This is a genomic window from Exiguobacterium sp. s43 (assembly GCF_018617255.1).
Lineage (GTDB): Bacteria > Bacillota > Bacilli > Exiguobacteriales > Exiguobacteriaceae > Exiguobacterium > Exiguobacterium profundum.
Genome location: NZ_JACSJT010000001.1, coordinates 678,085 through 702,379, shown reverse-complemented (window position 1 = coordinate 702,379; position 24,295 = coordinate 678,085). Strand labels below are relative to the sequence as shown.

Genomic DNA, 24,295 nt, shown 5'->3' with positions numbered 1-24,295 from the left:
GATCGACTGGAATCAAATTCTTCCCTTCATGTTGCCTATTCTTTTCTTTAATCTACTACTCATCATCATTACCCTCGTAGATTGGTTTAAACGAAAAGATCAGATAGCAGTTCCTTATGTCTGGTTAGTTGTCATCTTACTGATTCAATTATTGGGGCCAATCTTATTTTTAGTAATCGGAAGGAGGATTCATCGTCATGATTACGGTCAGTAACCTTTACAAGACAATCAATAGTCGCCCTATTTTAACCGACGTTAACTTTTCGATTTCTCAAGGAGAATGTATAGGATTATTAGGACCTAACGGAGCAGGGAAAACAACTTTAATCAAATGCATGACCGGAATCCTTAATTATGACAAAGGCGATATTCGTTTTTATTCTGATCCAATCCTAAGCCATAAAAAATACATCGGCTATTTGTCACAGCATACAGATTTTAAGCCCTGGATGACTTGTGAAGAATCATTAATGTTTTTTGGAAGGCTGTCTGGATTAAAAAAGAGTGACTTACTCCATAAAATCCCTCTCGTTCTTGCGGAAGTAGGGTTGCAGGGAAAACAAAAGCTGAGAGTTGAGCAACTTTCAGGAGGAATGAAACAACGACTTGGCATCGCACAAGCAATTTTACATGAGCCACAGTTACTTATCTTAGATGAACCAGTTTCTGCATTAGATCCTATCGGCCGAAATGAAGTAAAGAAATTAATCGGAAAGCTAAAGAAACGAACAACAATTATTATTTCGACACATATATTAGATGATGCGAGTGAGTTTTGTGATCGATATATCGTGATCAAGAACGGTGAAATCGTCGGGAATATTGACGAAGACTATGCTGCACTCAATCGAAAGCAAGTACTTATCAGAACTAACAGAGCTTACACCGAAGAAAAAATCATTTCTTTTGAGAAAAACGATGACACGATTGAGCATATTGAATATACCTCTTCCAGATCTTTTATATTCACCGGCTCACATGACTTAGACTTAAAAACACTGCTGACTAAAATCCAAGCGAATGATTTGGATATTACCTCGATTGAATATTATGAGAAGGGTATAGAAGATATTTTTCTAGAGATGGTTTCAGAGACATGAACAACTATTACATTTTATTCCGAACCGAATTAATTGAAGCTATTAAAGACTTTAAGATCATCTGGTTATCCATCGTCTTTATTATTTTAGGAATGACTCAACCCCTCCTCAATAAATATATGGACGTCATTCTAAAAAACGTGGGTGGTGCAGATGGTATTACACTTGATCCAAATCGCCCGATTCCGTCTTCTAGCGAAATCTTCATCTCTACGATTTCGGGGCAATTTAACCAAATCGGTCTCATCATACTCATCATCAGTTTCATGGGAATGATTGCGACTGATCGGAACAATGGAATGCAGGACTTCATTTTAACAAGACCTGTCACCGTTCCTTCTTACATCCTGTCAAAAATGACAAGTCACTGGTTGATTAGTATGTTTTGCATCCTGGTCGGTGCTCTCACTTCTTATTACTACACAATCTATCTGTTCGGTGCCCTCTCATTTTTAGGTTTTTTAGGTTTTCTCCTGTACTACAGCATCTGGATCCTTTTCGTCATCAGTCTTACCATTTTATTAAGTAGTTTCATTAAAAATCCGATAATCGTAGCTGTATTTACGATCATCCTATCAATCGTTTGCGTGTTACTAAAAGGCTTAAATCATTCCATATTTCTGTTATCACCGGGTTCGGTCTTAAACTTAGCAGAATCACAACTTATGACCGTATCAAATGCGAATCATTTAAGTATCCTCTCCTGCCTATTATTCATATCCATTAATTTAGTAATCTCAAATAGAAAATTGAAACATTCTTAACAACAAGGAGGGATTTCATATGTTGACGATTCAAAATCTCACGAAAATTTATGGGGGATCCGAGAAGGGAATCAAGAATTTAAATTTAGAACTCATGGAAGGCGATATTTGTGCTTTCATCGGAATGAATGGTGCTGGGAAAACAACCTCAATTAAATCGATTGTCGGGATTCATAATTTTGATCAAGGTGAAATTGAGTTAAATGACATCAGTATTAAGAGTGATCCTCAAGCGTTTAAACAACAAATCGGTTATTCACCTGACACACCCGCATTATATGGAAATATGACAGGATACTCGTATTTGGAACTCATAGGTAGTATCTACAACGTGGATAGCGACACGATAAATCATCAACTAACGATTTTATTAAAGAAACTTCATTTTGGTGATGCAATCCATGATCTAGTCTCCACCTATTCGCATGGAATGAAGCAGCGATTAGTCCTCATTTCCGTATTGATGCACAACCCAAAATTGATCATCCTAGATGAACCGTTCGTCGGTTTAGATCCTAATGCCACTTATTTTTTACAAGAAGAGATGAAAAAACGTGCTTCAGAAGGTGCCATTGTTTTATATTCCACTCATGTTTTAGAAGTCGCTGAAAAAATTTGTAACAAAGTTGTAATGATTCACGAAGGAAAAGTAGTTGTGAATGATACGATGATCAACTTATTGGTGAACGGAAGTTTGAACGAGACATTTAGAAGGATTACTACACATGAATAAGCTTCTTTCATTACAAAAATTCGTTATCCTAAACGATCTTCAAATATCTCGATTGAATAAAGCAAATAGTAAGTCCGATCGTAATCATGCAACTCTGACGATTGCTGGATACTGCGCGGCTCTCTTCATGGCGATCTCCTATGTGCTGTATATCGCCTTCGATCTTTCCTCGAACGATCAGGTAGACATTCTTCTACCTGTTCTCTCTTCACTTCTATTCTGGGTGTTCGGGATCTGGACGATACTGAGCGGCGTAAAAAAAATCGTCTTCTCAAACGATCGGGATTTCATCTTCAGTCTTCCCTTACCCCTATGGCAACTCCAATTGTTTCACTTGATTAAACTATTTTTCATCTACACCTCGTTAATCGCGGTAGCACTCCTTGCTGCGGTATGTTCATACTTGTTAATCGTTCCAAACATTCCTTCCTTTGTTTTCAGCTCGATCGTATTACTCATCACGACACCTCTTCTGATCCTTTCATCCACTTTACTCGTTTCGATTTTGAGTAAATGGATATTAAGCATCATCAAATTACAAAATAACGTTGCTGAAGCTTTATTGACAGTTTCAATTTTCTTAATTCCAATCGTTTTTGCGCTTCTTAATTCTGACTCACTTCAATACAAATCCATCTTTTATATATCTTCACCTCTCAATCTATTTGGACTGACAGGTCTATGGAACATCGAAAATGATATGTTGCGACTACTTGTCATGACTGTCCTAACAGGAGAATTAACCATCCTTTCTCTTTGGATCATTAAATACAAGTATGCAGCTGTAGAAAGCCTTTTCCAGGAGACACGTAAAAGAAAAATCAATCAAGGAACACCACTCATTCAAAACAACATTTTCAAACAGTTGTTTCTCAAAGAAGTGCAACTGTATCTATCATCGATTACCTATGTAAGTAACACCATCTTAACTCCCGTGATATTACTAATTGGTAGTTTAGTCTACCTATCCAACTTGGTACCGCTTCTTTACACATACACTTTTGAATTTTCGTTCATCACGATCAGTAGTAAGTATATATTTATCATCTTTACGACCATCTGCATTCTATTGACCACGACGACTTCATCTAGTTTATCTTTCGAAGGAAAAAGCATCTGGATTACGCTCACTTCCCCGCTGACCCTAAAAGATTTATCGATGGCTAAAATCGCATTAAATCTCATGTTGTTTATACCAGGCGTAATCTGTGCCATTCTAGTCTATATGCTTCATTTTAGTACTTCCATCGCGGACAGCCTTTTCTTCATTGTTTTTACGGTATCTAGTTTGTTTTTAATTAGTCTGATCGGTTTCTTCATAAACCTTAAGTTTCCCAATTACAATTGGTCTAGTGAGATGGAGATCATTAAACAAGGTAAATCTACTATCTTTACCGCTGTCATCAGCACGATGTATATTTCATTAAATACTGTACTGAGTATTCTAGGGTTCAATTTGGCACTCCCGATGCTTGCTCTATTTAACCTCATTTTAATATTCTTGTTGATTAAGTCTATGAAAGAACAAACTCTCGTTCTTAACTAACATCACCTAAAGAGTAAAGTCGATAATTTCCCGATGGTCAACTTGTTTAATAGACACCAAATTACTATATGGGGTACACACTGCTATAAGATAATCACCAGGTAGTCGATTTATTTGGAAATACAGCGACTCACTTGTATCACTTTACTGCGATTTTAAAACCCATCCTTGAAGTGATTCTTCGAATGAGTTTTTCTGATACTCATAATTTAATCCTACACCCATGTACTTCCCATATGCTTCTTTTAAACACCAAAGTGTATAATACTTGGTGTTTTTTCATTACCTTCAAAGCGTGTTAGATATTCGATTTCTTTATAATGTAGAACCTCCTCTATGAAACGATTATCTCCTGACTCTATTTTTTCAATATCTATGCCTATGGGCGAGTCACTCACTGCACATACGATCCAGTGCCCACAATGACTGAGATCAAAATGAATATTCTCGTACCCTAATAGTAACGGTTTCGAGAAACGATTCTTTATAATTTTGATATCCTCAACCGCTAAATTAAATTTTTCTTTTAACGCGTATCTTATCAACAACTCACTGTACAGGCTTCTTATCTTATCCTCAGATTTCCTTAAATTTTTTATTTTATTTATTCTTTGCTAATTAGTGTAGTTAAATAATCACTAATTGAAAGCGTTACAAAGTCATCAATATAAAAACTGTATATTTGTATCACTAGTTTTTCTCCTTAATTTAATTAATATCATTCATTATTTAATGAAGTAGTTATTTCTGTCGACGTCAAGTAGAATTTGACGTCGACAGTATATCAGGAATGATAGGAAAGATGTGCGGTTCTTCATCGGAAGACATCTGGATTTGAAAAAGGGCTGGAAGCGGAAGAATTAATTTGATAAACTGTTGGGACAAGCGAAAACTCCAATCGTGGTTTGTCTAAGCAACAATTACGATACCGGGGTTTTCGCTTTTTTTCTATGTTCGATTTAAAATCCGATGGATTTTATGTGTCAACCACACCTTATGGTGATGAGCCATTTATTACTATTTTATATAACTTTTAACAAAATAACTATGTCTATAAATAAAAGAGTAAAAAGTTCAAAAGAAAAACCAATTGATCAATAGATAATTGGCTTTTAACAAAATTACTGTAAGTAGCTACAACCCGCATCCAAAAACATCATAACCTATGCTTCTACTCGTGTAGTTTATCTACTGAAAATTTCGATTTGACACTGCCTACAAACAGATGTTGTCAACCCACTGTTTCATCTCTTCTTCGAGCCCTCAGAAGACGTTTTCCGACCCTGCAAGACCTCCTGCACAAACAATCGATTCAAGACCGCAGGGAACTTAGAATGCTACGAGTTATGTGTTAGTTTTTCCAGTTATAGGCGTTTGCGTTTTTACGAGGCGGACTTCTTGACACGCCACATGTGACCAACTACCTCAGTCGAATCTATAACATTCCACGGTGGTTAAACTTTTTTCGTCACCGCTAAAAGTTTAAAACTAGCAGAATCTTGCCTTAAAACCACCGTTTTCAACAGCGCTCTATTTCCCGAATTGACTCATTGGTGTCAAATCATTTATCACATGAAGTGGATCTCGCGCATGAAATAGGAGCAGAAAACTCTTTTTTGATTTGTTCGATATCAATCATTGTCTTTTCATGAACATACTGTACGAGCGCATCATACTGTTCGACCGTATTGAGTTTTTTGAACTTCTCAATATCCCCTTCAAAGCCCGTGAAATAGTCACTTTGATACTCTGGATTGTTAAAGAGTCTTAAAAATTCCATATAGTCCTTGATGGTCATTTGACTCACGATGTGAGAGAGAATGGATTCCCACTCTTTGATTCGCCCCTCATGAATCTGTTTTTTGATGACAATGTCTTGTGCTTGCTCCATTTTGATTTGCTGAATGCATTGCTCCACTTCTAGTCTATATTGGAACAACTCATCTCGATTTCGAGTATCTAGCGTAGGCGTCACTTCGGTTAAATAGTACTGATACCTCTGCTTTCGCGGATGCATGTTCTTGGCTTTTTTAGGGCTTTGATTTGGATCATCGGATTTATTAAATCGTTTCTTTAAATCAATGGATCCTAAAGCCCCAATGATTTCTTTGTTATGTTTTAATGCAAGTTTCCCTACTGTCGGACCATATTTTTTGACGCCATTCACGATCAATTCCGTTGATTTCTTAGACATGCAGAATCCTCCTTTAATATGTATATTTTTATGACGATTTTCAAAAAACAACTCGTAGTTTCTATTCAACAAAAGGATGCTCAATCCCTTGATTCCATTCAAAAACCTAATGACCGGTGTCCGCTCCCCAAAAGAAAAAGGATTAATGAGCAGGCACTCAATAATCCTTCGTCAGATCACTTCTTCTCTTGTTGCTTCTGCAAATACGCCTCACGAAGCTGGTTCAATCGTTCCTTCTTGTTCGAGACAGTCGGCTTTTTGCCGTCTTGGTACTTCGCCGCAGCTACTTTGCTTCTCTTGTCTAATTGATATTTCCCCATGCGTTTCACCTTCCTTTCTTTGTGGCTTCAATCAAAAGCAAAGACCCTCTAATCTCAATGAAATTAGAAGGTCTTCATGAAAATCATTGATCGCAGTCTTTACAGACTGCTTCAAAATGGAGACGGCGGGAGTCGAACCCGCGTCCGAAGGCATCGTAACGTATGCTTCTACGTGTGTAGTTTATCTATTGAATCTCGATGTGACACTGCCGATAAACAGGCGTTGTCGCATCCAGTCTGTTTCATCTCTTCTTCGCGCCCTCAGACGGCGAGGTTGAAGCGTAGCTTGCTTAGTTTGAGACCCTGAAAGTCATCCACACAAGCGATGGATGTCAGGATCCGCAGGGCACTTAGGCTGCTGCGAGTTGTGTGTTAGTTTTGCCAGTTATAGGCGTTTGCGTTTTAACGAGGCCGACCCCTCGACACGCCACATACGACCGACCTACCCCCGTCGAATCCATAACGTCCCCGAGGTGGTAATTGGTACTCCATTTAATATACCACAATTAGGATCCGTTGTCAGTATTTTTGCCGATCGCGCATCGCACGGTCGACGTCACGCTTCGCGTCTTTCTTCTTCAAGTCCTCTCGTTTGTCGTACTTCTTCTTCCCTTTTCCGACGCCGAGCAGGCACTTGGCGAACCCGTTCTTGATATAAACCTTGAGCGGGATGATCGTGTAGCCGTCACGCCCTGACGCTCCGATGAGCTGATTGATTTGCTTCTTATGCAACAATAGCTTCCGGACGCGGAGTGGGTCATGGTTGAAGCGGTTCCCCTGTTCGAACGGGCTGATATGACAGTTGTGAAGCGTCGCCTCGCCCCCGTCGAACCGGACGTACGCATCCGCGATGTTGATCTTCGATTGACGGACCGATTTGATTTCCGTCCCTGTGAGCACCATGCCCGCCTCAATCGTATCTTCGATCGCGTAATCGAAGGACGCCTTGCGGTTTTGGGCGAGTGCGTTCGAATCTTTCTTCTTGGCCATACACATTCAGTCCTTTATCTACAAGATACGGAGGAAGGGATAAGCCCTTCCCCGTCAGCGACGTTTCTTCGCACCTCGTTTGGCGTCGCCTTTTCGTTTGTGCTTGTCTTTCTTCTTCAGGTCGAGTGCCGAACGGCCTTGGGAAGACTTCTCCCCGTCTCGTTTCGGTTTCTCACCTGGTTTGCCCGGCTTGCCAGGTCTTCCTGGTTTGCCGCGCTTCTTCTTGTCGTCCCGACCGCGACCGCCACGACGGTCTTTCTCGTCCTTCTTCGGACGACCGCCTTTCGCTTTGATCGTTGTCGGTTGGCGACGGCTTGACTGTTCCCGTTTCGGCATTCCAACGACCGTGAAGTCGATCGTCCGCTCGTCTAAGTTGACGGCATCGACTTTGACACGGACGGCGTCCCCGATGCGGAATTGACGTTTCGTCCGCTCGCCGAGCAACATGAGCTGTGATTCGTCGAAGTGGTAGTAGTCATCCATCGACTGGAGACGGACTAGCCCTTCGATCGTATTCGGAAGTTCGATGAACATCCCGAAGTTCGTGACGCCGGCGACGACACCATCGAACTCTTCACCAAGATGCGCTTCCATGTATTCGGCTTTCTTGAGCGCCTGTGTCTCGCGCTCTGCGTCGACCGAGCGACGTTCCCGTTTCGATGCCTGTTCGGCGATCGCCCCGAGACGGTCCTCGTACTTCGCGATCGTCTTCTCCGACAAATCGTTGTTGAAGACGTACGTGCGCATGAGACGGTGGACGATCAAGTCCGGATAACGACGAATCGGTGACGTGAAGTGCGTATAGAAGTCCGTCGCGAGTCCGAAGTGACCGAGCGAGACGTCGTCATATTTCGCCTGTTGCATCGAACGAAGCATGATCGTGCTGATGACCGGCTCTTCCGGTTCCCCGTCAATCGCCTTCAAAATCTTTTGAAGCGTCTTCGGTTCGACCGTCTGCCCTTTGATGCGTTCAATATGCACGCCAAAGTTTGCGACAAAGTCGAAGAAGAAGTCGAGCTTGTCCGGTTTCGGATTGTCGTGGACACGATAGATGAACGGCACGTCCATCTTGTGGAAGTGTTCCGCAACCGTCTCGTTGGCCGCGAGCATGAACTCCTCGATCAACTTCTCGGCGACCGAACGTGGACGAAGCACGATATCTGCCGGCTTCCCTTCCTCGTTGACGACAACCTTCGCCTCAGCGAAATCGAAGTTGATGGCACCGCGCGAGTTACGACGTTTCCGAAGCACTTCCGCGAGCTCGGCCATGAGGTCGAACTCACCGATGAACGGTTCGTACTTTTTCAATGTCTCTTCGTCATCACGTTCGATGATCTCACGGACGTTCGTATACGTCATCCGCTCCGTCGTCTTGATGACACTCGGGAACAGATCATGGCGAACGACCTTCCCGTTTTGCGGGGAAATCTCCATGACGCAGCTGAGCGTCAAGCGGTTGACTTGCGGGTTGAGGGAACAGATTCCATTCGAGAGTCGGTGCGGCAACATCGGAATGACGCGGTCGACGAGATACACACTCGTCCCACGTTCGAACGCCTCAACGTCTAGTGGTGAGCCCTCTTTCACGTAATGCGAGACGTCAGCGATATGGACACCGAGCTCGTAGTTGCCGTTATCAAGTTTTTTGACGTGGACGGCATCGTCCAAGTCTTTCGCATCTTCGCCGTCAATCGTGAAGATCGTCTCGTCACGAAGGTCGACGCGTCCGATGAAGTCTTTCTCGTCCGCCTCGTCCGGCACAGCGTTCGCCTGAGCGATCACGTCCTCCGGGAACTCCGTCGGGATACCGTGCTTATAGACGATCGACAAGATATCGACGCCAGGGTCGTTCTTATGCCCGATGATACGGACGACGTCACAGGCACCGGCGAAGCGTCCGTCCGGATACTTCGTGATGCGCACGACGACTTTATGTCCGTCAACGGCACCGAGTGACTTGTCCGGGTTGACGACCGGCCAGAAGTTGATGCGTTTGTCATCCGGCTCGATGAAGGCGAACTGGTCGAGTCGACCACTCGGGAGCGTATACGTCCCGACGAACTCAGAGAGTCCGCGCTTCAGTACTTTCAATAAAATCCCTTCCGTCTTGCCACGGTTGTCCTCGCGTTTTTTGACGAGAATCGTATCGCCATGGTAGACGTCCTTCAGTTGGTCGGGCGGCAAGAACACATCTTCCGCTTCCCCTTCGACCGACAAGAAGCCGAAGCCGCGCTGGTGAATCGAGATGATCCCCGCGACTTGTCCGAGCGTGGCGAGCGTCCCGTAACGGTTCGTCCGCGTCCGGCCGATGGCGCCCTCTTCCTCGAGGGCATTCAATGTGCGGATGAGCTCTTTAAAGTCATCCGTCGACGCGAGCTGTAATCGCTCGGTCAGTTGATCGACAGAGAGCGGTTTCTCGCTCGCCTGTAAGATCTCTAGTAATTGGTCACGTAAATTCAACGTGACACCTCCTTCTTAGACTGACCAGTCTAACGTTTCGAGAAAATCGAGCACGTCCTGGTGCAGTTTCTCTTTTTCTTTGTCGAGTGTGATCACGTGTCCCGAGTTCTCATAGATGAGCAACTCTTTTTGGAACGTGTTGACCGCCTCGTAAATTTGATTCGCCGATTCCGGGTCGATCATGTTGTCTTTGGCGCCTTGGACGACGAGTGTCGGGACGAAGATGTCCTCAAGCTTCGACGCCGTGTCGCGGACGAAGGCACGGAGGTCTTTCAATGTTGGCATCGGTTTGAACTCTGCCATCTCCTGCTCGATCTGTTCCGGCGACTTTTCTTCTCTACCCTTATATTCTCGGGCATATGCCTGGACTCCTTTATACAAGCGGTCCTCGGCATCGATTCCCGTCGGTGCGCACATCGGGATGACCGCCTTGACGTCTTTCTCCTCGGCGAGACGGAGCGACATCACGCCACCTAACGAGAGTCCGCAGACGACAATCTCCTCATGACCTTTGTCGACGAGCGTCTGGTAAGCGTCCAAGACGTCTTCCCACCAGTCTTTCGGTCCATATTGGAGTAATTCTTCCGGTGGGACGGCATGACCACGATAGATCGGTCCCATACATGTGTATCCTTCTTTTTGAAGGAAGCGACCGAGCATGCGGACATCCGCGCTCGATCCAGTGAAGCCATGTAACATCAACACGGCACGTTTTCCGCCCTCGAAGAAGAACGGTTTTGGTGCTGTCACTTTCATTTTATCTGTCATCTCCTCGTATCTACATTATTCCCAAAAAATAAATCGAAAAAACAAAAGCTGACCGCCTCACGTGAAAATCGAGAACGATCAGCCTTATCATCATAATGATGCGACTAGTAATCCTAAAATGAAAAACAAAGTGCCTAGTACAGCTGCAGTTCGGTTCAAAACAGCATCGAAGCCGCGTGCTTTCTGGCGTCCGAACAACTGCTCCGCGCCACCTGCAATCGCTCCAAGACCTTGCGACCGACCTGACATGAGCAGTACGACGACAATCAATAAGACAGCCACGACAAGTAGGCTGATTGTAGCGATCGTTTGCATAGTAGTCAGTTCCTCCTTCTATTTACACGCCTTTTATTATATAGAAGTTATCAATAAAACACCAGCATTCAAATTATCGGGACGGGTAGCTGAATCCTTCCCCGATGACTTCCTTCACCTGGTGGATGACGACGAAGGCACGGTCGTCCGTCACTTGGACGATTTTTTTGAGTGGTGCGATCTGACGTTTGTCGACGATCATATACAACATGTTCTTATCCTGCTTCGTATAGTAGCCATGTCCATGAATGATTGTCGCCGAGCGTCCGAGCGTCTCCGTCAAGACGACGGCGAGCTCTTCTTGCTTGTCGCTGATGATCGTGACGGCTTTACGGATGTTGAGACCTTCCGCGACGAGATCGATGACCCACGAGCCGATGATAATGGCGATGAGCGTATAGAGGACGACTTGTTCCCCTAAGAAGAAGCCGGACGTGGCGACGACGATCGCATCGATGATGAACATCGATACGGCGACACTCAAGTGGAGATAGCGTTCCATGAGACGGGCGATGATGACGCCCCCGCCGGTCGTCCCACCGACACGGAGCACCATGCCGATTCCGACCCCGATCATGATTCCGGCATAGACGGCCGCAAGCAGTTTGTCCTCGGCAGGGCTGCCCCAGTCATGTGTCAGACTGAGGAAGAATGACGTCGCGATGACGGCGATGACCGAATAGACCATTGTCCGACGGTCGAGCAGCTTATAGCCGACGATAAAGAGAATCCCGTTCCCGATGATCGACGTGAGCCCGAGGTCCCAGCCGAATACGTAGTACAGGATAATCGTGACCCCGAGCAGACCACCTTCCGAGAAGTCGTTCGGTACGGTGAAGTAGTTGACCCCGAACGAGAGAATGAAGGAGCCTGCGATAATCCAGGCGATGTCCTTCACCGAGATGGTTTGTAGCTTGCGCCATACTTGTTGGCGCAATAAATGTTGTTGTTGACGTTTCATAAATGTCCTCCCTCCATAGAAAAAAGACCGCGGCAAAAGCCGCAGTCTTAAGATTGTACTGGCTTTGGCGCACCGTCTTTCATAATCGGCAACTTGCGCTCCGCGGCGTTCGCGTAGACGTTCAAGAGTGCCTCTTTTTCCAAATCCCAGTTATATTTCTCACGCGCGGTCTTCGTGTTCTCTTTGACACGCGCATAGAGTGCTTGGTCTTCAATCATCCGGTTGACGCCGTCCGCGATCGATTGTGGATCGTGCGAATCGACGAGCACCCCGACATCGTTCCCCGCAACGACCCGTTCGATTTCAGGGAAGTCACATGAGACGACCGGTACTTCGGCCATCAAATACTCAAACAATTTATTCGACGAGGCCGAGTAGTGGTTGAAGCAGACGTTGTTCAATACTTGGAAGCCTAAATAGGCATTCATCGTATAGTAAGGTAACGCTTCGACCGGTACTTTGTCAATCATCTTGACGCGATTGCCGACCCCTTCCGTCTCGATCAACTGTTGGATCGTCGGTTTGAGTTTCCCGTCCCCGATCATGACGAGCGTGCCTTCTTTGAAGTCTTTCGCCGCGAGCACGAGCTGTTCGAGACCACGTCCCGCTTGAATGCCCCCTTGATACAAGAGGATCTTCTCGTCTTTCGGCAAATCGAGGAGTGCATGCAAGTCCTTACGGAGCGAGAAGTCGAGCGGACGGTAGAACGGATAGTTGTGGAGCACGTACGGATAGAATCCGTACAACTCTTCGTTGTGTGCCGCACGCGTATGGTTCTCGACCATCATCGTATCGACGAACGGCAAGAGCCAGCCCTCGAGGTTACTTTGAATATAGCCGTAACCCGTACGGTCCGTCTGTACCTCGTGCGAGTCGTAGACGATCCGACCTTTGTTGAACACTTTTCCAGCGAGGAGTGCCTGCGGGAGCGTGTTCAAATCGTTCGCATGGTAAAAGTCATACGATTTTTTCGTCGAAGCGAACACCATCTCGAGCATCGCACTCGCGTTGACGATTTGCTTACGCACTTGCGGCAACAAGACCGTCCCGATGGCCGCTCCGAGCGCGAGCATCGTGAACGGCGCAAGTAAGAACAACCCGGCACCGACGAGTCCCGCACCGATTTGGCGGGTCCGTTTCTCGCTCACCCATTGATACGTCTTCTTCGCGAACTTGAGCGCGTTGACGAGAATCGAAGGTTGACGCTTCACGCGGATGACGCGGAAGCCTTCCGGACGCATCTCTTCTTTTGAAAGCTCTTTATTTTTCGGATCTTGAAGCGCGATCAAATCGACTTCATAGCCTGCCTCGGCGAGTGCCGAGCACTCACGAAGGACGCGCGCATCATTCGTAAAATGGTTCCATACAAACATACATACTGACTTCATCGTGTTTCCTCCATCACTAACTGTTGTACGACTTGATCTAACACGTCGATATTCTCTTCCCAACATAAATTCTCTTTGACGTAACGAATCCCGTTCGCCCCGAGTGCCTCCCGTAAATCCGGTCGGTCGAGGAGCTTCCGTAGGATCCGCTCGATCTCATCGATGTCACGTTTCCGTGACACGTAGCCGACTTCCGCCGCTTCAATGACATTCGCCGCATGGCCTGACACTGCTGCGACAATCGGTTTGCCGACCGCCATATAGTCGATGAGTTTCCCAGGGATGACCGTATCAAACACTTCTTGCTCGATCAGACTGACGAATGCGACGTCCGCATTTTTAATTGCCTGAAACGCCTCTGTCCGTGGCATCGCCTCGAGGAACAAGAAGTTTTGGAAGCCACGGTCTTTGATCGTCTGTTTCAACTCTTCTTTCCGATAGCCGTAGCCGATCAATTTGAAGTGGACCCGTGGCTCGTCCCGGAATCGCTCGGCGAGTTCGAGTAACAACGACACATCTTGGGCAAGACCCATGTTCCCGGCGTATAAGATTTCCATCCGGTCGTCCGGTGGGATCGTCCGCTCGAGCGTGCGCTCCGCTTCCCGGATCGAGTTCGGCATGTAGTGAATCTTCTCGTTCGGCACACCGCGCTGACGAAGATAGCTGCGGAACCCTTCCGAGTTGATGATGACTTCATCGGCGACACGATACAGTCGTTTCTCCATCCAAAAAGCCGGCGTGAGCACCCAATCGTACTTGAAGACGCCGACACCTTTCACCGATTCTGGCCAAAGGTCACGGACGTCCAAGATGAACGGGACACGATACTTTCGTTTCGCATAAGCACCGACAAACGCCATAAAAAAAGAAGGGGTCGTCGCAAAGACGACGTCTGGCTTCAATTCGAGCTTACGGACTTCCCGGATCCCTTTGACCATCTGTTCGAGGAATAGGAAAAGACGACTGACCATGTTAGAAGTATGTTTCCGTTTCTTCGTGATGAGTCGCTTGATGAACGGTTGGTCGTTTAACTCCCGGTCGTTCCAGAAGCGGTCGTCCTGATACATATCAAAGCTCGGATACGAAGGGGCGGCCGTGATGACCTCGACTTCATACCCGCGCTGCTTCATCAAATGCGTAATGTTTTGCATCCGGTTGCCGGCACTGCCGATTTCCGGATAATAGTTTTGACACACCATAAGCATTGTTTTCAAAAATAACACACCTTACTGTTGATCAAGTTCGTCCACAAGCCGTTTCAATAGGGCATGGACGTCATCTTTTAAATCAGGATCGCTGAGCGCGTGGCAAATCGTCGTCTCGACGAACCCAATCGGCTCTCCGACGTCGTAACGTCGACCGTCAAATTCGTAGGCGAAGACCGTCTGCGCCTCATTCAAGCGTGCGATCGCATCCGTCAATTGAATCTCGCCCCCGGCTCCCGCCTCTTGTCCCGACAACGCCTCAAAGACGTCCGGTTTCAAGATGTAGCGACCGAGGATGGCGAAGTTCGACGGGGCCTCATCAATGGGCGGTTTCTCCACGAACGTCCGCACCGGGATGAGCTTCCCTTCGACGGCAAGCGGGTCAATTATACCATATCGGTTCGTCATTTCATACGGGACACGCTGCACCCCGATGATCGAACGTTCGTGGGCCTCATATTGGTCGATCAACTGCTTCGTCGCCGGCACGTCGGATTCGATGATATCGTCTCCGAGCAAGACGGCGAACGGCTCGTCTCCGATAAACTTCCGGGCGCACCAAATCGCATGACCGAGACCTTTTGGCTCCTGTTGGCGTATGTAGTGAATGTTCGCCAAATTCGAGGAATGTCGGACCGATTCGAGCAAGCGCGTCTTCCCTTTCGATTCGAGGTTCTGTTCCAGTTCGAGCGCACGGTCGAAATGGTCTTCAATCGCCCGTTTGTTCTTCCCCGTGACGATGATGATGTCCTCGATGCCTGAAGCGACGGCCTCCTCGACGATGAACTGGATGGTCGGCTTGTTGACAATCGGCAACATTTCTTTTGGCATGGCTTTCGTGGCAGGAAGGAAGCGGGTGCCGAGACCGGCGGCTGGGATGATGGCTTTACGTACTCGTGTCATAAGCATGGGCTCCTTTACTCGTTATGTAGAGAGTATACCCAAATTTTGTGCAAACTGACACAAAAGAGAGGTCATGACAATGTTGTCATGACCAATCGTCATTCCGGTGCGATTTGAGATAGTACCAAATGCCGAATCCAATGAGCAATACCAAGAAAAGAAATCCGAGCATCATCACGAAAATCGCCTCCCCATTCATGCTTCATTTTCTATATTCCCGCTTCAGATTGTTTCAGAACCACTTCTGTCCATGCGTTCGAATAAATCGAAGTTCCTCTTGGTAATGATCGTAATGTCCTTCGTCAATCATCTTTTGGAAGGCGACGTCTCCTTCCGCAGCTTTTCGTTTCATCAAGAGACAGAGCGCTTCAATCCGTCGTTGTAACATATCGAACAAGTCGACCTCCGCTTGCTCCCAACCATAGGCTTCGAGAAACAACGATACACGCTCTTTATAGATCGCATCGTCTCGATCGGCATCATAATAGATGACTTCCCCTGTTTCAGCTTGATGGCGACGACTGAGCGGAACGAACGTATAAAGGGCATAGACGATATCCCAAGCTCTCGGACCTGGCGCAGCCAAATCAAAGTCGATGATTCCTGCCACTTTTCCTTCATGGAAAATTGTATTGTAGACAGCGAAGTCGTTATGACAGATGACCTCTAACGGTTGTGGTGTGTGATCGATTGGCTCCCATTCGGATGTCCATTCAAAATCGATTGACGCATCATGCAGTCGTCTCATCAAGCGCGCGACGTCTTGAATCGCCTCATCAGCCCACATATAGGATTTAAGAGGATAGTCTGCCGTCTCCCCCTCGATATAAGTGAGCACCTCTCTTCTTGTTTCATCGATACCGACAAAGCGTGGCACGCCAGACAGTTGCTTCGCCTCCAAATGCTTTAAATAGCAATGGATGCGTTCACTCCCCACTTTTTGCGAACGATAGACGTAGTTCCCTTTTCGATGAACGATGGATACGTTCCCGCCACTCAACCTTTTTTCTTGTTCATTCGATTGGTCCATCCAATCTCCCCCTACTTTTTATCAGTCACGTTCAGTATACAACACGAGGTCTCAATGACTAAGAAGTTCGACACAGAGCGTTCGCGTCCGTCAAAGCGGTACCGTGACTCTTGCAGGAAAGCATCGGTGCCGCAAAGACGGATAGACGACCAATCAGCTTTTCCACCGTTGATTAAACGGATATTCCACACACAAAAAAACAGGCCCGCCGATTGGCGAGCCTGAAACAATCAATTATTTTTTGAGGTTGTAGAACGACTTGATACCGTCGTATTTCGCTACATCGCCGAGCATGTCTTCGATGCGGAGAAGTTGGTTGTATTTCGCGATACGGTCTGTACGTGAAAGTGAACCAGTTTTGATTTGTCCAGCGTTTGTCGCAACAGCGATGTCTGCGATTGTCGCGTCTTCTGTTTCACCAGAACGGTGTGAGACAACTGCTGTGTAACCAGCTTTTTTAGCCATTTCGATCGCGTCAAATGTTTCTGTGAGCGTACCGATTTGGTTAACTTTGATGAGGATCGAGTTTGCGATTCCTTTTTCGATACCTTCAGCAAGTTTAGATGTGTTCGTTACGAAGAGGTCATCCCCAACGAGTTGAACTTTGTGTCCGATTTTATCTGTGAGAAGCTTGTGGCCATCCCAGTCGTTTTCGTCACAACCATCTTCGATTGAGAGGATTGGGTACTTGTCAACGAGCTCAGCGTAGAAGTCTACAAGCTCAGCAGTTGTGAGTGACTTGCCTTCGCCAGCGAGTTCGTATTTACCAGTTGATTTATCGTAGAACTCAGAAGATGCAACGTCCATTGCGAGGTAGACGTCTTCACCTGGTTTGTAACCAGCTTTTTCGATCGCTTCAAGGATAACTGTGATCGCTTCTTCGTTAGACTTCAAGTTTGGTGCGAAACCACCTTCGTCACCGACAGCTGTGTTAAGACCCATACCAGAAAGAACTGATTTGAGGGCGTGGAATACTTCAGCACCCATGCGGAGCGCTTCACGGAATGTTGGCGCGCCGACAGGCATGATCATGAACTCTTGGAAGTCCACGTTGTTGTCCGCGTGCGAACCACCGTTGATGATGTTCATCATTGGTGTTGGAAGTGTCTTCGCGTTGAATCCACCGAGGTATGTGTAAAGTGGGAGACCGAGCTCATCTGCTGCTGCGTGAGCTGCTGCCATTGACACACCGAGGATTGCGTTAGCACCAAGTTTCGCTTTGTTTGGCGTACCGTCGAGTTCGATCATTTTCGCATCGATTGCGTTTTGGTCGAATACATCGTAGCCGATAAGTTCTGGTGCGATCGTGTCGTTCACGTTCGCAACTGCTTTCAAGACACCTTTACCGAGGTAACGTGACTTGTCGCCATCGCGAAGCTCAACTGCTTCGTGCTCACCTGTTGATGCGCCTGATGGGACGAGGGCACGGCCGAAACCGCCGTCTTCTGTGAAGACTTCTACTTCTACTGATGGGTTACCGCGTGAATCTAAAATCTCGCGTGCGTAAATTTCTGTAATCATTGACATGAAAAATCGCTCCTTTTCGTTTGAAAAATAGTTGTATTATTTTGTAACGATTGACGAACCAGTCATTTCAGCTGGTTGCTCTCCACCGAGAAGGTGAAGAAGCGTTGGGGCGAGGTCGCAAAGCGCGCCTTCGAGAACTGGTTTCAGTTCGACTCCCTCTTTTGTGACGATACATGGAACAGGTTCCGTCGTGTGCGCCGTCATCGGCGAGCCATCCGGGTTCGTGACGATGTCCGCGTTCCCGTGGTCCGCTGTGATGATGGCCGCTCCACCTTTAGCAAGTAATGCGTCCACTACTTTACCGAGGCATTCGTCGACCGCTTCGATCGCTTTCTTCGTCGGCTCAAGCTTCCCTGAGTGACCAACCATATCCGGGTTTGCGAAGTTGATGATGTATGCATCATACTCATCTGACTCGATACGCTCGAGCAAACCGTCCGTGAGCTCATATGCGCTCATTTCTGGTTGCAAGTCGTACGTCGCGACTTTCGGTGAAGGGACAAGGAGACGATCCTCACCTTCAAATGGTTGTTCTTTTTGTCCGTTCAAGAAGAACGTGACGTGTGGGTATTTCTCTGTTTCTGCGGCACGGAGTTGTTTGTATCCTTGCGCAGAGAGTGTTTCCCCGAGTGTGTTTTTCAAATCTTCCGGTGGGAACACGATATCCGTGTCGACCTCATCCGAGAACTTTGTCATCGAGACGAGCAAGATGTTCTCTGGATGTTTGCTTGAGAGTTCGAAGCCTTTGAAGCCTGTTTTCTCTTTGAACACTTTTGCGAGTTGGATCGCCCGGTCCGGTCGGAAGTTGAAGAACATGATGGCATCGTTGTCCTGGATTGTCGCGACCGGCTTGCCATCTTTTTCGATGACAGTTGGTAACACAAACTCATCCGTCAAATCGTTCTCGTAAGACTTCTGGAGAACTTCGACTGGATCCGTGCCAACTTCGCCTTTACCGTTTACGAGGACGTCGTATACTTTCTCGACGCGCTCCCAACGGTTGTCGCGGTCCATGGCATAGTAGCGACCAGACACGCTAGCGACTTGACCGACACCGAGTTCAGCAAGCTTTTCTTCTGTTTCCTTGAGGAAACCAGCTCCTGATTTCGGATCACAGTCACGACCGTCCGTGAACGCGTGAATGTACACTTTTTCGATGCCGTGGAGTTTTGCGAACTCAACGATGGCAAACATGTGATTGATGTGCGAGTGAATCCCGCCATCTGATACGAGACCCATGATATGGAGGCTCGAATCATGTTTCTTCACATGACCTGCCAAATGGTTCATCGCCTGACGGTCGAATAATGAACGGTCTTTGATTGCGTTGTTCACGCGTGAGAGTGACTGATAGACGACTCGGCCGGCACCGATGTTCAAGTGACCGACTTCTGAGTTCCCCATCTGTCCTTCCGGAAGACCGACGTACTCGCCTTTTGCGTTTAAGAGCGTATGTGGATACTGCTCCCAGTAGCGATCGAAGTTCGGTTTGTTCGCAGCCATGACTGCGTTTCCGAACGATTCGTCACGCATCCCGAAACCATCTAAAATGATGAGTGCGACTGGTCTAGCCATTTAAATCGCCTCCAACAATTTGAGGAACGAAGCGGCTTCAAGTGAAGCACCGCCGACGAGTGCGCCGTCGATATCTTCCTGTGCCATATACTCTTTGATGTTCTCTGGTTTTACAGATCCACCGTACTGGATGCGTACTGCAGCCGCTACGTCTTCACCGTAAAGACCTTTCACCACGTCGCGAACATATTTACAAGAGCTTTGTGCGTCTGCTTCGTCCGCTGATTTCCCTGTACCGATTGCCCAAACTGGCTCATACGCAATGACGAGTTGTTTGACTTGGTCAGCAGAAAGGTCAGCGAGACCGCCTTCGACTTGTGTTTTGATGACTTCTTCGAACTTGTCGCCTTCGCGCTCCTCGAGTGTTTCACCGACACAAACGATTGGCGTAAGACCGTGTTCGAACGCTTTTTTCGTTTTGCTGTTGATGAACGCATCCGACTCACCGAAGTACTCGCGACGTTCTGAGTGACCGAGGATGACGTAAGTCACGCCGAGGTCAGCGACCATCACTGGGCTGATTTCGCCAGTGTAGGCACCGCTATCTTTGTCGTACATGTTTTGTGCACCGAGCTTCAAGTTTGACCCTTTAGCTGCTTCTACCATCGGTGCGAGGAAAAGTGCCGGAGCACCAATCGCTGCATCTACTTTGTCAGTAGATGGGATGTTGTTTTTTACTTCCTCAACGAAAGCAACAGCTTCCGAGAGTGTTTTGTTCATTTTCCAGTTACCTGCAATAATCGGTTTACGCATCGATAACCCTCCTCTAAATTACTTGTCGTTCAACGCCTCGACACCTGGAAGTTTTTTGCCTTCCATGAATTCGAGTGACGCGCCGCCACCAGTTGAGATGTGACTCATCTTGTCAGCAAGACCAAACTTGGCTGCCGCAGCGGCTGAGTCACCACCACCGATGATTGAGTATGCATCGCTGTCTGCAAGCGCTTGAGCGACACCTTTCGTTCCGTTTGCGTATTTATCGAGTTCGAATACGCCCATCGGTCCGTTCCATACGACAAGTTTCGATTCGCGAATCGCGTCCGCGTAAAGTTCGACTGTCTTCGGTCCGATATCGAGACCCATGTGATCCGCTGGGATCGAGTCGATATCGACTGGGCCGACATACGTTTCTTCGCCGAATTCTTTTGTGATGACGCAGTCGACAGGCATCAAGAATTTCACGCCTTTGTCTTCTGCTTTCTTCATGAATTGACGAGCGAGGTCAAGCTTATCCTCTTCAAGGAGTGACGTTCCGACTTCGTGCCCGAGTGCTTTCGAGAACGTGTACGAGAGTCCGCCACCGATGATGAGTGTGTCAACGATGTCAAGAAGGTGGTCGATGACCCCAATCTTATCCGCTACTTTCGACCCGCCGATAATCGCCGTGAACGGACGGTCTGGGTTTGAAAGAGCTTTACCGAGAACTTCAAGTTCTTTTTCCATCAAGAGACCAGCAACGGCTGTGTCCACGTGGTGCGCAATCCCTTCAGTTGAAGCGTGTGCACGGTGAGCCGCGCCGAACGCGTCGTTGACGTATACGTCAGCAAGTGCTGCGAATCCTTTTGCAAGTTCAGGGTCGTTTTTCGTTTCACCTGGGTAGAAACGAACGTTCTCTAAAACGACGACATCGCCTTCAGAGAGGTTAGCGACCGCTTCTTCTGCGACCGGACCGTATGCTTCTTCGACGAGCGGTACATCTTTTCCGAGGAGTTCAGCGAGACGCTTCGCTACTGGAGCAAGTGAGAACTCAGGGTTCTTCTCGCCTTTTGGACGGCCGAGGTGGCTCGCAAGGACGAGTTTCGCACCACCGTCAAGCAAGTGCTTGATCGTTGGAAGTGCGGCTTGGATCCGAGTTTCGTCTTGGATGACGCCATCTTTGAGTGGAACGTTGAAGTCAACGCGGCAAAAGACGCGTTTCCCTTTTACATCGATGTCACGAATAGACTGTTTGTTCATAACTTTCGCCTCCATATGTCGTGCGTGTCATTTCATAAATAGAGCGGAGAACAATCTCTTGTTTCCGCTCCTATTTGATTCTATTTAGTTCACGAAATTACTTCGCGATGTTAGCGAAGTGCTTAACTGTGCGAACCAATTGTGCAGTGTAAGACATTTCGTTGTCGTACCAAGAAACTGTTTTAACGAGTTGCTTGTCGCCAACTGTCATGACTTTCGTTTGAGTCGCGTCGAAGAGTGAACCGTATGTGATTCCAACGATGTCAGAAGAAACGATTTCGTCTTCAGTGTAACCGAATGACTCGTTCGCTGCTGCTTTCATTGCTGCGTTTACTTCGTCAACAGATACTTGCTTGTCAAGTACAGTTACGAGCTCAGTGAGTGAACCTGTAGCAACTGGTACACGTTGTGCAGCACCGTCAAGTTTTCCTTGAAGTTCAGGGATTACGAGACCGATTGCTTTCGCAGCACCTGTTGTGTTAGGAACGATGTTCGCTGCAGCTGCACGCGCACGACGGAAGTCACCTTTCGGGTGTGGAGCGTCAAGCGTGTTTTGGTCGCCAGTGTAAGCGTGGATTGTCGTCATGAGACCTTCAACGATTCCGAACTGGTCTTGAAGTACTTTAGCCATTGGCGCCAAGCAGTTTGTTGTACAAGAAGCACCTGAGATAACTGTTTCAGTACCATCGAGGATGTCGTGGTTTGTGTTGTAAACAACAGTTTTCATGTCACCTGTAGCAGGAGCCGAGATAACAACTTTCTTCGCGCCAGCTTTCAAGTGAAGCTCAGCTTTTTCTTTTGAAGTGAAGAATCCAGTACATTCGAGAACGATGTCTACACCGAGGTCTCCCCATGGAAGTTCTTCAGGGTTACGGTTAGCAAGCGTGATAACTTTCTCTCCGTTTACGAGGAAGTGATCGTCGTGTACTTCAACTTCTCCGTCGAAACGACCTTGAGTCGTGTCATACTTGAGAAGGTGCGCAAGCATCTTCGTGTCTGTCAAGTCGTTGATTGCAACAACTTCGATTCCTTCGTTTTTGATGATCTCGCGGAATGCCAAACGACCGATACGTCCAAATCCGTTAATACCAACTTTTACTGCCATGTTAATTTCCTCCTTAGGGTAGAAGCTATTTATTGAAGAGCCAACGGGGGGTCAACTCTTTAATAACAAGTTAATAATTCTTTCGCCGCACCTTCGTCTGTGACGAGGATGATGTTCGACGTGTGTTTCGCATAAGCGGCGATTGCCTGTGCCTTCGATTTTCCTCCGGCAACCGCGATGACGGCATCCATGTCATCCAGCTCTTCGAGTTGGATTCCAACCGTCTTGACGCGATGGACGATCTCACCTTCAGCATTGAAATAATATCCGAATGCCTCGGCGACGGCGTCATGCCGTTCAATCATCCGCAAATGCTCCGGTGATGCGTGACGGCGCTTTGCCATCGTTTCTGCCTCACCAATTCCATGTACCACAATTCGCGCCGCTCTAATCATTTCCAACACATTTTTGATGCTAGGTTCCTCCACCATCCGGTCGAACGTTTCTTGTGATACTTCATCCGGAATATGTAGAAGATGATAGTCTGCGTGGGCCCGGTCCGCCATGCGTGAACAGACGGTGTTCGCCTGAAGTTCAAGCGTTTCGCCGAGACCTCCGCGTGCGGGCACGAAATGCATCGGGCGTTCTTTTTTATCGGGCGACATCATCGCCGCGACCGATGCCATCGTCGTTCCTCCCGTTACCGCAATCACATTATCATCCGGTGCGAGCCGCGCTTTTAGTTGCGTGACCGCCGCCCGTCCGATATCGCGTTGGACCCAGAATGTCTCATCCGAGTCACCCGGTACGATGACGACTTGGCGAACCCCTAATTTCTCTTCGAGCTCTCTTGCCACTTCTGAGATCCCAAGAAGTTCACCCATGATCTCGTGCAAGTCTCGTAAGACGTTTCGTCCCGTCTCACTGAGGGAAATTCCTTGAGTAGCGACGTAAAGAAGACCTTGATCTTTCAAAAAGTCGACTTCTCGTCTGAGTACCCGTTCGGTCAGTCCCAAGCTCGTTGCGAGTGTCCTGCGGCCAATCGGCTGCATCAAGCGGACATAATGTAAGATATCGTAACGATGTCGGAGCGTATCGAGCAGGTCAGGGACAATTTGCTTCTGAACGTGAATCAGTTGCTGGATCATGCTCATACCCCCTCGACTTTCAGTGTGGACAACTTTTGTCCCACTTTTTTATTTGCGTCCCACCGCTACGAGTTCATCTTATCAATCACTTTTCCGTCTGGCAACCCCTTCAAACGTTTTTTTTCGATGTAAGCGTATACTTAACAAAATCTTCAACTTTGTTGTCATCATATCGCCCTTGACTGATGACTACACCTTCATGTATGAGAACGGGGATTTCAAAGAGGTACTTTGCCTCGAGCACCTCATCCCCGGTGATGTCGATCTGTTCGAGTTCAATCGGGTAATCTTCCTGTAACCATTCGAGCATGACGACCGCCTCGTCACATAGTGAGCAATTGTCACGTTTATATAAAGTAAGTTTCAT

24 protein-coding genes and 2 other RNA genes are annotated in these 24,295 nt (G+C 47.3%); 5 read left to right on the top strand and 21 right to left on the bottom strand.

Annotated elements, in window-relative coordinates:
• The first annotated feature begins 28 nt into the window (after window positions 1-28).
• From KNO79_RS03645 to KNO79_RS03625, 5 genes are read left to right on the top strand one after another with little or no spacing between them, the layout of a single operon-like run.
• Entirely contained in the window at window positions 29-214 is a 186-nt protein-coding gene (locus tag KNO79_RS03645) for a PLDc N-terminal domain-containing protein (RefSeq protein ID WP_251125304.1), read from the top strand.
• Window positions 198-1,100: an ABC transporter ATP-binding protein gene (locus tag KNO79_RS03640; protein WP_214690663.1), complete on the top strand. Its 903-nt coding sequence runs from the start codon at window positions 198-200 to the stop codon at window positions 1,098-1,100. Before KNO79_RS03645 ends, KNO79_RS03640 begins: the two co-directional genes overlap by 17 nt.
• Complete coding sequence (locus KNO79_RS03635; protein ID WP_214690662.1) at window positions 1,097-1,864, top strand: ABC transporter permease; 768 nt, start codon at window positions 1,097-1,099, stop codon at window positions 1,862-1,864. Before KNO79_RS03640 ends, KNO79_RS03635 begins: the two co-directional genes overlap by 4 nt.
• 19 nt (window positions 1,865-1,883) lie before the next feature.
• Entirely contained in the window at window positions 1,884-2,597 is a 714-nt protein-coding gene (locus KNO79_RS03630) for an ABC transporter ATP-binding protein (protein ID WP_214690661.1), read from the top strand.
• Window positions 2,590-4,143: a hypothetical protein gene (locus KNO79_RS03625; protein WP_214690660.1), complete on the top strand. Its 1,554-nt coding sequence runs from the start codon at window positions 2,590-2,592 to the stop codon at window positions 4,141-4,143. The genes KNO79_RS03630 and KNO79_RS03625 overlap by 8 nt, the downstream gene beginning before the upstream one ends.
• Window positions 4,144-4,388: 245 nt before the next feature.
• On the opposite strand, the gene KNO79_RS15755 is transcribed toward KNO79_RS03625, so the two are convergent.
• The 21 genes from KNO79_RS15755 to KNO79_RS03525 all read right to left on the bottom strand — a co-directional run bounded on the left by KNO79_RS15755 (window position 4,389) and on the right by KNO79_RS03525 (window position 24,295).
• Window positions 4,389-4,742, bottom strand: coding sequence for a 4'-phosphopantetheinyl transferase family protein (locus tag KNO79_RS15755; protein WP_483299123.1), 354 nt, complete (start codon window positions 4,740-4,742; stop codon window positions 4,389-4,391).
• Window positions 4,743-5,288: 546 nt separating this feature from the next.
• Window positions 5,289-5,583, bottom strand: a transfer-messenger RNA (tmRNA) gene (ssrA, locus tag KNO79_RS15750).
• A 121-nt stretch (window positions 5,584-5,704) separates the two neighbouring features.
• Window positions 5,705-6,337 carry a hypothetical protein gene (locus tag KNO79_RS03615; protein WP_214690659.1) on the bottom strand — a complete coding sequence of 211 codons (633 nt, stop codon included), beginning with the start codon at window positions 6,335-6,337 and terminating at the stop codon, window positions 5,705-5,707.
• 176 nt (window positions 6,338-6,513) lie between these two features.
• Window positions 6,514-6,657 (bottom strand): hypothetical protein, encoded by a 144-nt coding sequence (locus KNO79_RS03610; protein WP_047795092.1) that lies wholly within the window; start codon window positions 6,655-6,657, stop codon window positions 6,514-6,516.
• Window positions 6,658-6,771: 114 nt separating this feature from the next.
• Window positions 6,772-7,127, bottom strand: a transfer-messenger RNA (tmRNA) gene (gene ssrA / locus KNO79_RS03605).
• Between the two features lie 49 nt (window positions 7,128-7,176).
• A complete protein-coding gene (gene smpB / locus KNO79_RS03600) occupies window positions 7,177-7,647 on the bottom strand; it encodes an SsrA-binding protein SmpB (RefSeq protein WP_012726899.1) in 471 nt (156 codons plus the stop codon).
• 54 nt (window positions 7,648-7,701) lie between these two features.
• Window positions 7,702-10,107, bottom strand: coding sequence for a ribonuclease R (rnr, locus tag KNO79_RS03595; protein ID WP_214690658.1), 2,406 nt, complete (start codon window positions 10,105-10,107; stop codon window positions 7,702-7,704).
• 15 nt (window positions 10,108-10,122) lie between these two features.
• A complete protein-coding gene (locus tag KNO79_RS03590; protein WP_031422876.1) occupies window positions 10,123-10,863 on the bottom strand; it encodes an alpha/beta hydrolase in 741 nt (246 codons plus the stop codon).
• Window positions 10,864-10,965: 102 nt separating this feature from the next.
• Complete coding sequence (gene secG, locus KNO79_RS03585) at window positions 10,966-11,190, bottom strand: preprotein translocase subunit SecG (RefSeq protein ID WP_012726902.1); 225 nt, start codon at window positions 11,188-11,190, stop codon at window positions 10,966-10,968.
• A gap of 73 nt (window positions 11,191-11,263) precedes the next feature.
• On the bottom strand, window positions 11,264-12,151 hold the full coding sequence (locus KNO79_RS03580; protein WP_012726903.1) for a YitT family protein: 888 nt from the start codon (window positions 12,149-12,151) through the stop codon (window positions 11,264-11,266).
• A 47-nt stretch (window positions 12,152-12,198) separates the two neighbouring features.
• Entirely contained in the window at window positions 12,199-13,539 is a 1,341-nt protein-coding gene (locus KNO79_RS03575; protein ID WP_214690657.1) for a glycosyltransferase, read from the bottom strand.
• Window positions 13,536-14,744: a glycosyltransferase family 4 protein gene (locus tag KNO79_RS03570; RefSeq protein ID WP_251031945.1), complete on the bottom strand. Its 1,209-nt coding sequence runs from the start codon at window positions 14,742-14,744 to the stop codon at window positions 13,536-13,538. Before KNO79_RS03570 ends, KNO79_RS03575 begins: the two co-directional genes overlap by 4 nt.
• A 21-nt stretch (window positions 14,745-14,765) precedes the next feature.
• Complete coding sequence (galU, locus tag KNO79_RS03565) at window positions 14,766-15,647, bottom strand: UTP--glucose-1-phosphate uridylyltransferase GalU (protein ID WP_214690656.1); 882 nt, start codon at window positions 15,645-15,647, stop codon at window positions 14,766-14,768.
• 232 nt (window positions 15,648-15,879) lie between these two features.
• On the bottom strand, window positions 15,880-16,677 hold the full coding sequence (locus tag KNO79_RS03560) for a phosphotransferase enzyme family protein (protein WP_012726907.1): 798 nt from the start codon (window positions 16,675-16,677) through the stop codon (window positions 15,880-15,882).
• Between the two features lie 234 nt (window positions 16,678-16,911).
• Window positions 16,912-18,204 (bottom strand): phosphopyruvate hydratase, encoded by a 1,293-nt coding sequence (gene eno, locus KNO79_RS03555; RefSeq protein ID WP_012726908.1) that lies wholly within the window; start codon window positions 18,202-18,204, stop codon window positions 16,912-16,914.
• Between the two features lie 36 nt (window positions 18,205-18,240).
• Entirely contained in the window at window positions 18,241-19,779 is a 1,539-nt protein-coding gene (gpmI, locus tag KNO79_RS03550) for a 2,3-bisphosphoglycerate-independent phosphoglycerate mutase (protein ID WP_214690655.1), read from the bottom strand.
• On the bottom strand, window positions 19,780-20,532 hold the full coding sequence (tpiA, locus tag KNO79_RS03545) for a triose-phosphate isomerase (protein WP_078147302.1): 753 nt from the start codon (window positions 20,530-20,532) through the stop codon (window positions 19,780-19,782). It lies immediately after the preceding gene.
• A gap of 18 nt (window positions 20,533-20,550) precedes the next feature.
• Entirely contained in the window at window positions 20,551-21,735 is a 1,185-nt protein-coding gene (locus tag KNO79_RS03540; RefSeq protein WP_074036297.1) for a phosphoglycerate kinase, read from the bottom strand.
• A 97-nt stretch (window positions 21,736-21,832) separates the two neighbouring features.
• Complete coding sequence (gene gap / locus KNO79_RS03535; RefSeq protein WP_012726912.1) at window positions 21,833-22,840, bottom strand: type I glyceraldehyde-3-phosphate dehydrogenase; 1,008 nt, start codon at window positions 22,838-22,840, stop codon at window positions 21,833-21,835.
• Window positions 22,841-22,899: 59 nt separating this feature from the next.
• Window positions 22,900-23,928: a sugar-binding transcriptional regulator gene (locus tag KNO79_RS03530; RefSeq protein WP_084543053.1), complete on the bottom strand. Its 1,029-nt coding sequence runs from the start codon at window positions 23,926-23,928 to the stop codon at window positions 22,900-22,902.
• 109 nt (window positions 23,929-24,037) lie between these two features.
• Window positions 24,038-24,295, bottom strand: a complete 258-nt coding sequence (locus tag KNO79_RS03525; protein ID WP_230872831.1) for a glutaredoxin family protein — start codon at window positions 24,293-24,295, stop codon at window positions 24,038-24,040.

Excerpts from the sequence above, each read along its gene's own strand:
- KNO79_RS03645 (WP_251125304.1), top strand. The coding sequence starts at position 29 with ATGTTGCCTATTCTTTTCTTTAATCTACTACTCATCATCATTACCCTC.
- KNO79_RS03640 (WP_214690663.1), top strand. The coding sequence starts at position 198 with ATGATTACGGTCAGTAACCTTTACAAGACAATCAATAGTCGCCCTATT.
- KNO79_RS03635 (WP_214690662.1), top strand. The coding sequence starts at position 1,097 with ATGAACAACTATTACATTTTATTCCGAACCGAATTAATTGAAGCTATT.
- KNO79_RS03630 (WP_214690661.1), top strand. The coding sequence starts at position 1,884 with ATGTTGACGATTCAAAATCTCACGAAAATTTATGGGGGATCCGAGAAG.
- KNO79_RS03625 (WP_214690660.1), top strand. The coding sequence starts at position 2,590 with ATGAATAAGCTTCTTTCATTACAAAAATTCGTTATCCTAAACGATCTT.
- KNO79_RS03615 (WP_214690659.1), bottom strand. The coding sequence starts at position 6,337 with ATGTCTAAGAAATCAACGGAATTGATCGTGAATGGCGTCAAAAAATAT.
- KNO79_RS03610 (WP_047795092.1), bottom strand. The coding sequence starts at position 6,657 with ATGGGGAAATATCAATTAGACAAGAGAAGCAAAGTAGCTGCGGCGAAG.
- smpB (WP_012726899.1), bottom strand. The coding sequence starts at position 7,647 with ATGGCCAAGAAGAAAGATTCGAACGCACTCGCCCAAAACCGCAAGGCG.
- KNO79_RS03590 (WP_031422876.1), bottom strand. The coding sequence starts at position 10,863 with ATGAAAGTGACAGCACCAAAACCGTTCTTCTTCGAGGGCGGAAAACGT.
- secG (WP_012726902.1), bottom strand. The coding sequence starts at position 11,190 with ATGCAAACGATCGCTACAATCAGCCTACTTGTCGTGGCTGTCTTATTG.
- KNO79_RS03580 (WP_012726903.1), bottom strand. The coding sequence starts at position 12,151 with ATGAAACGTCAACAACAACATTTATTGCGCCAACAAGTATGGCGCAAG.
- KNO79_RS03575 (WP_214690657.1), bottom strand. The coding sequence starts at position 13,539 with ATGAAGTCAGTATGTATGTTTGTATGGAACCATTTTACGAATGATGCG.
- KNO79_RS03570 (WP_251031945.1), bottom strand. The coding sequence starts at position 14,744 with ATGCTTATGGTGTGTCAAAACTATTATCCGGAAATCGGCAGTGCCGGC.
- galU (WP_214690656.1), bottom strand. The coding sequence starts at position 15,647 with ATGACACGAGTACGTAAAGCCATCATCCCAGCCGCCGGTCTCGGCACC.
- KNO79_RS03560 (WP_012726907.1), bottom strand. The coding sequence starts at position 16,677 with ATGGACCAATCGAATGAACAAGAAAAAAGGTTGAGTGGCGGGAACGTA.
- eno (WP_012726908.1), bottom strand. The coding sequence starts at position 18,204 with ATGTCAATGATTACAGAAATTTACGCACGCGAGATTTTAGATTCACGC.
- gpmI (WP_214690655.1), bottom strand. The coding sequence starts at position 19,779 with ATGGCTAGACCAGTCGCACTCATCATTTTAGATGGTTTCGGGATGCGT.
- tpiA (WP_078147302.1), bottom strand. The coding sequence starts at position 20,532 with ATGCGTAAACCGATTATTGCAGGTAACTGGAAAATGAACAAAACACTC.
- KNO79_RS03540 (WP_074036297.1), bottom strand. The coding sequence starts at position 21,735 with ATGAACAAACAGTCTATTCGTGACATCGATGTAAAAGGGAAACGCGTC.
- gap (WP_012726912.1), bottom strand. The coding sequence starts at position 22,840 with ATGGCAGTAAAAGTTGGTATTAACGGATTTGGACGTATCGGTCGTTTG.
- KNO79_RS03530 (WP_084543053.1), bottom strand. The coding sequence starts at position 23,928 with ATGATCCAGCAACTGATTCACGTTCAGAAGCAAATTGTCCCTGACCTG.
- KNO79_RS03525 (WP_230872831.1), bottom strand. The coding sequence starts at position 24,295 with ATGAAACTTACTTTATATAAACGTGACAATTGCTCACTATGTGACGAG.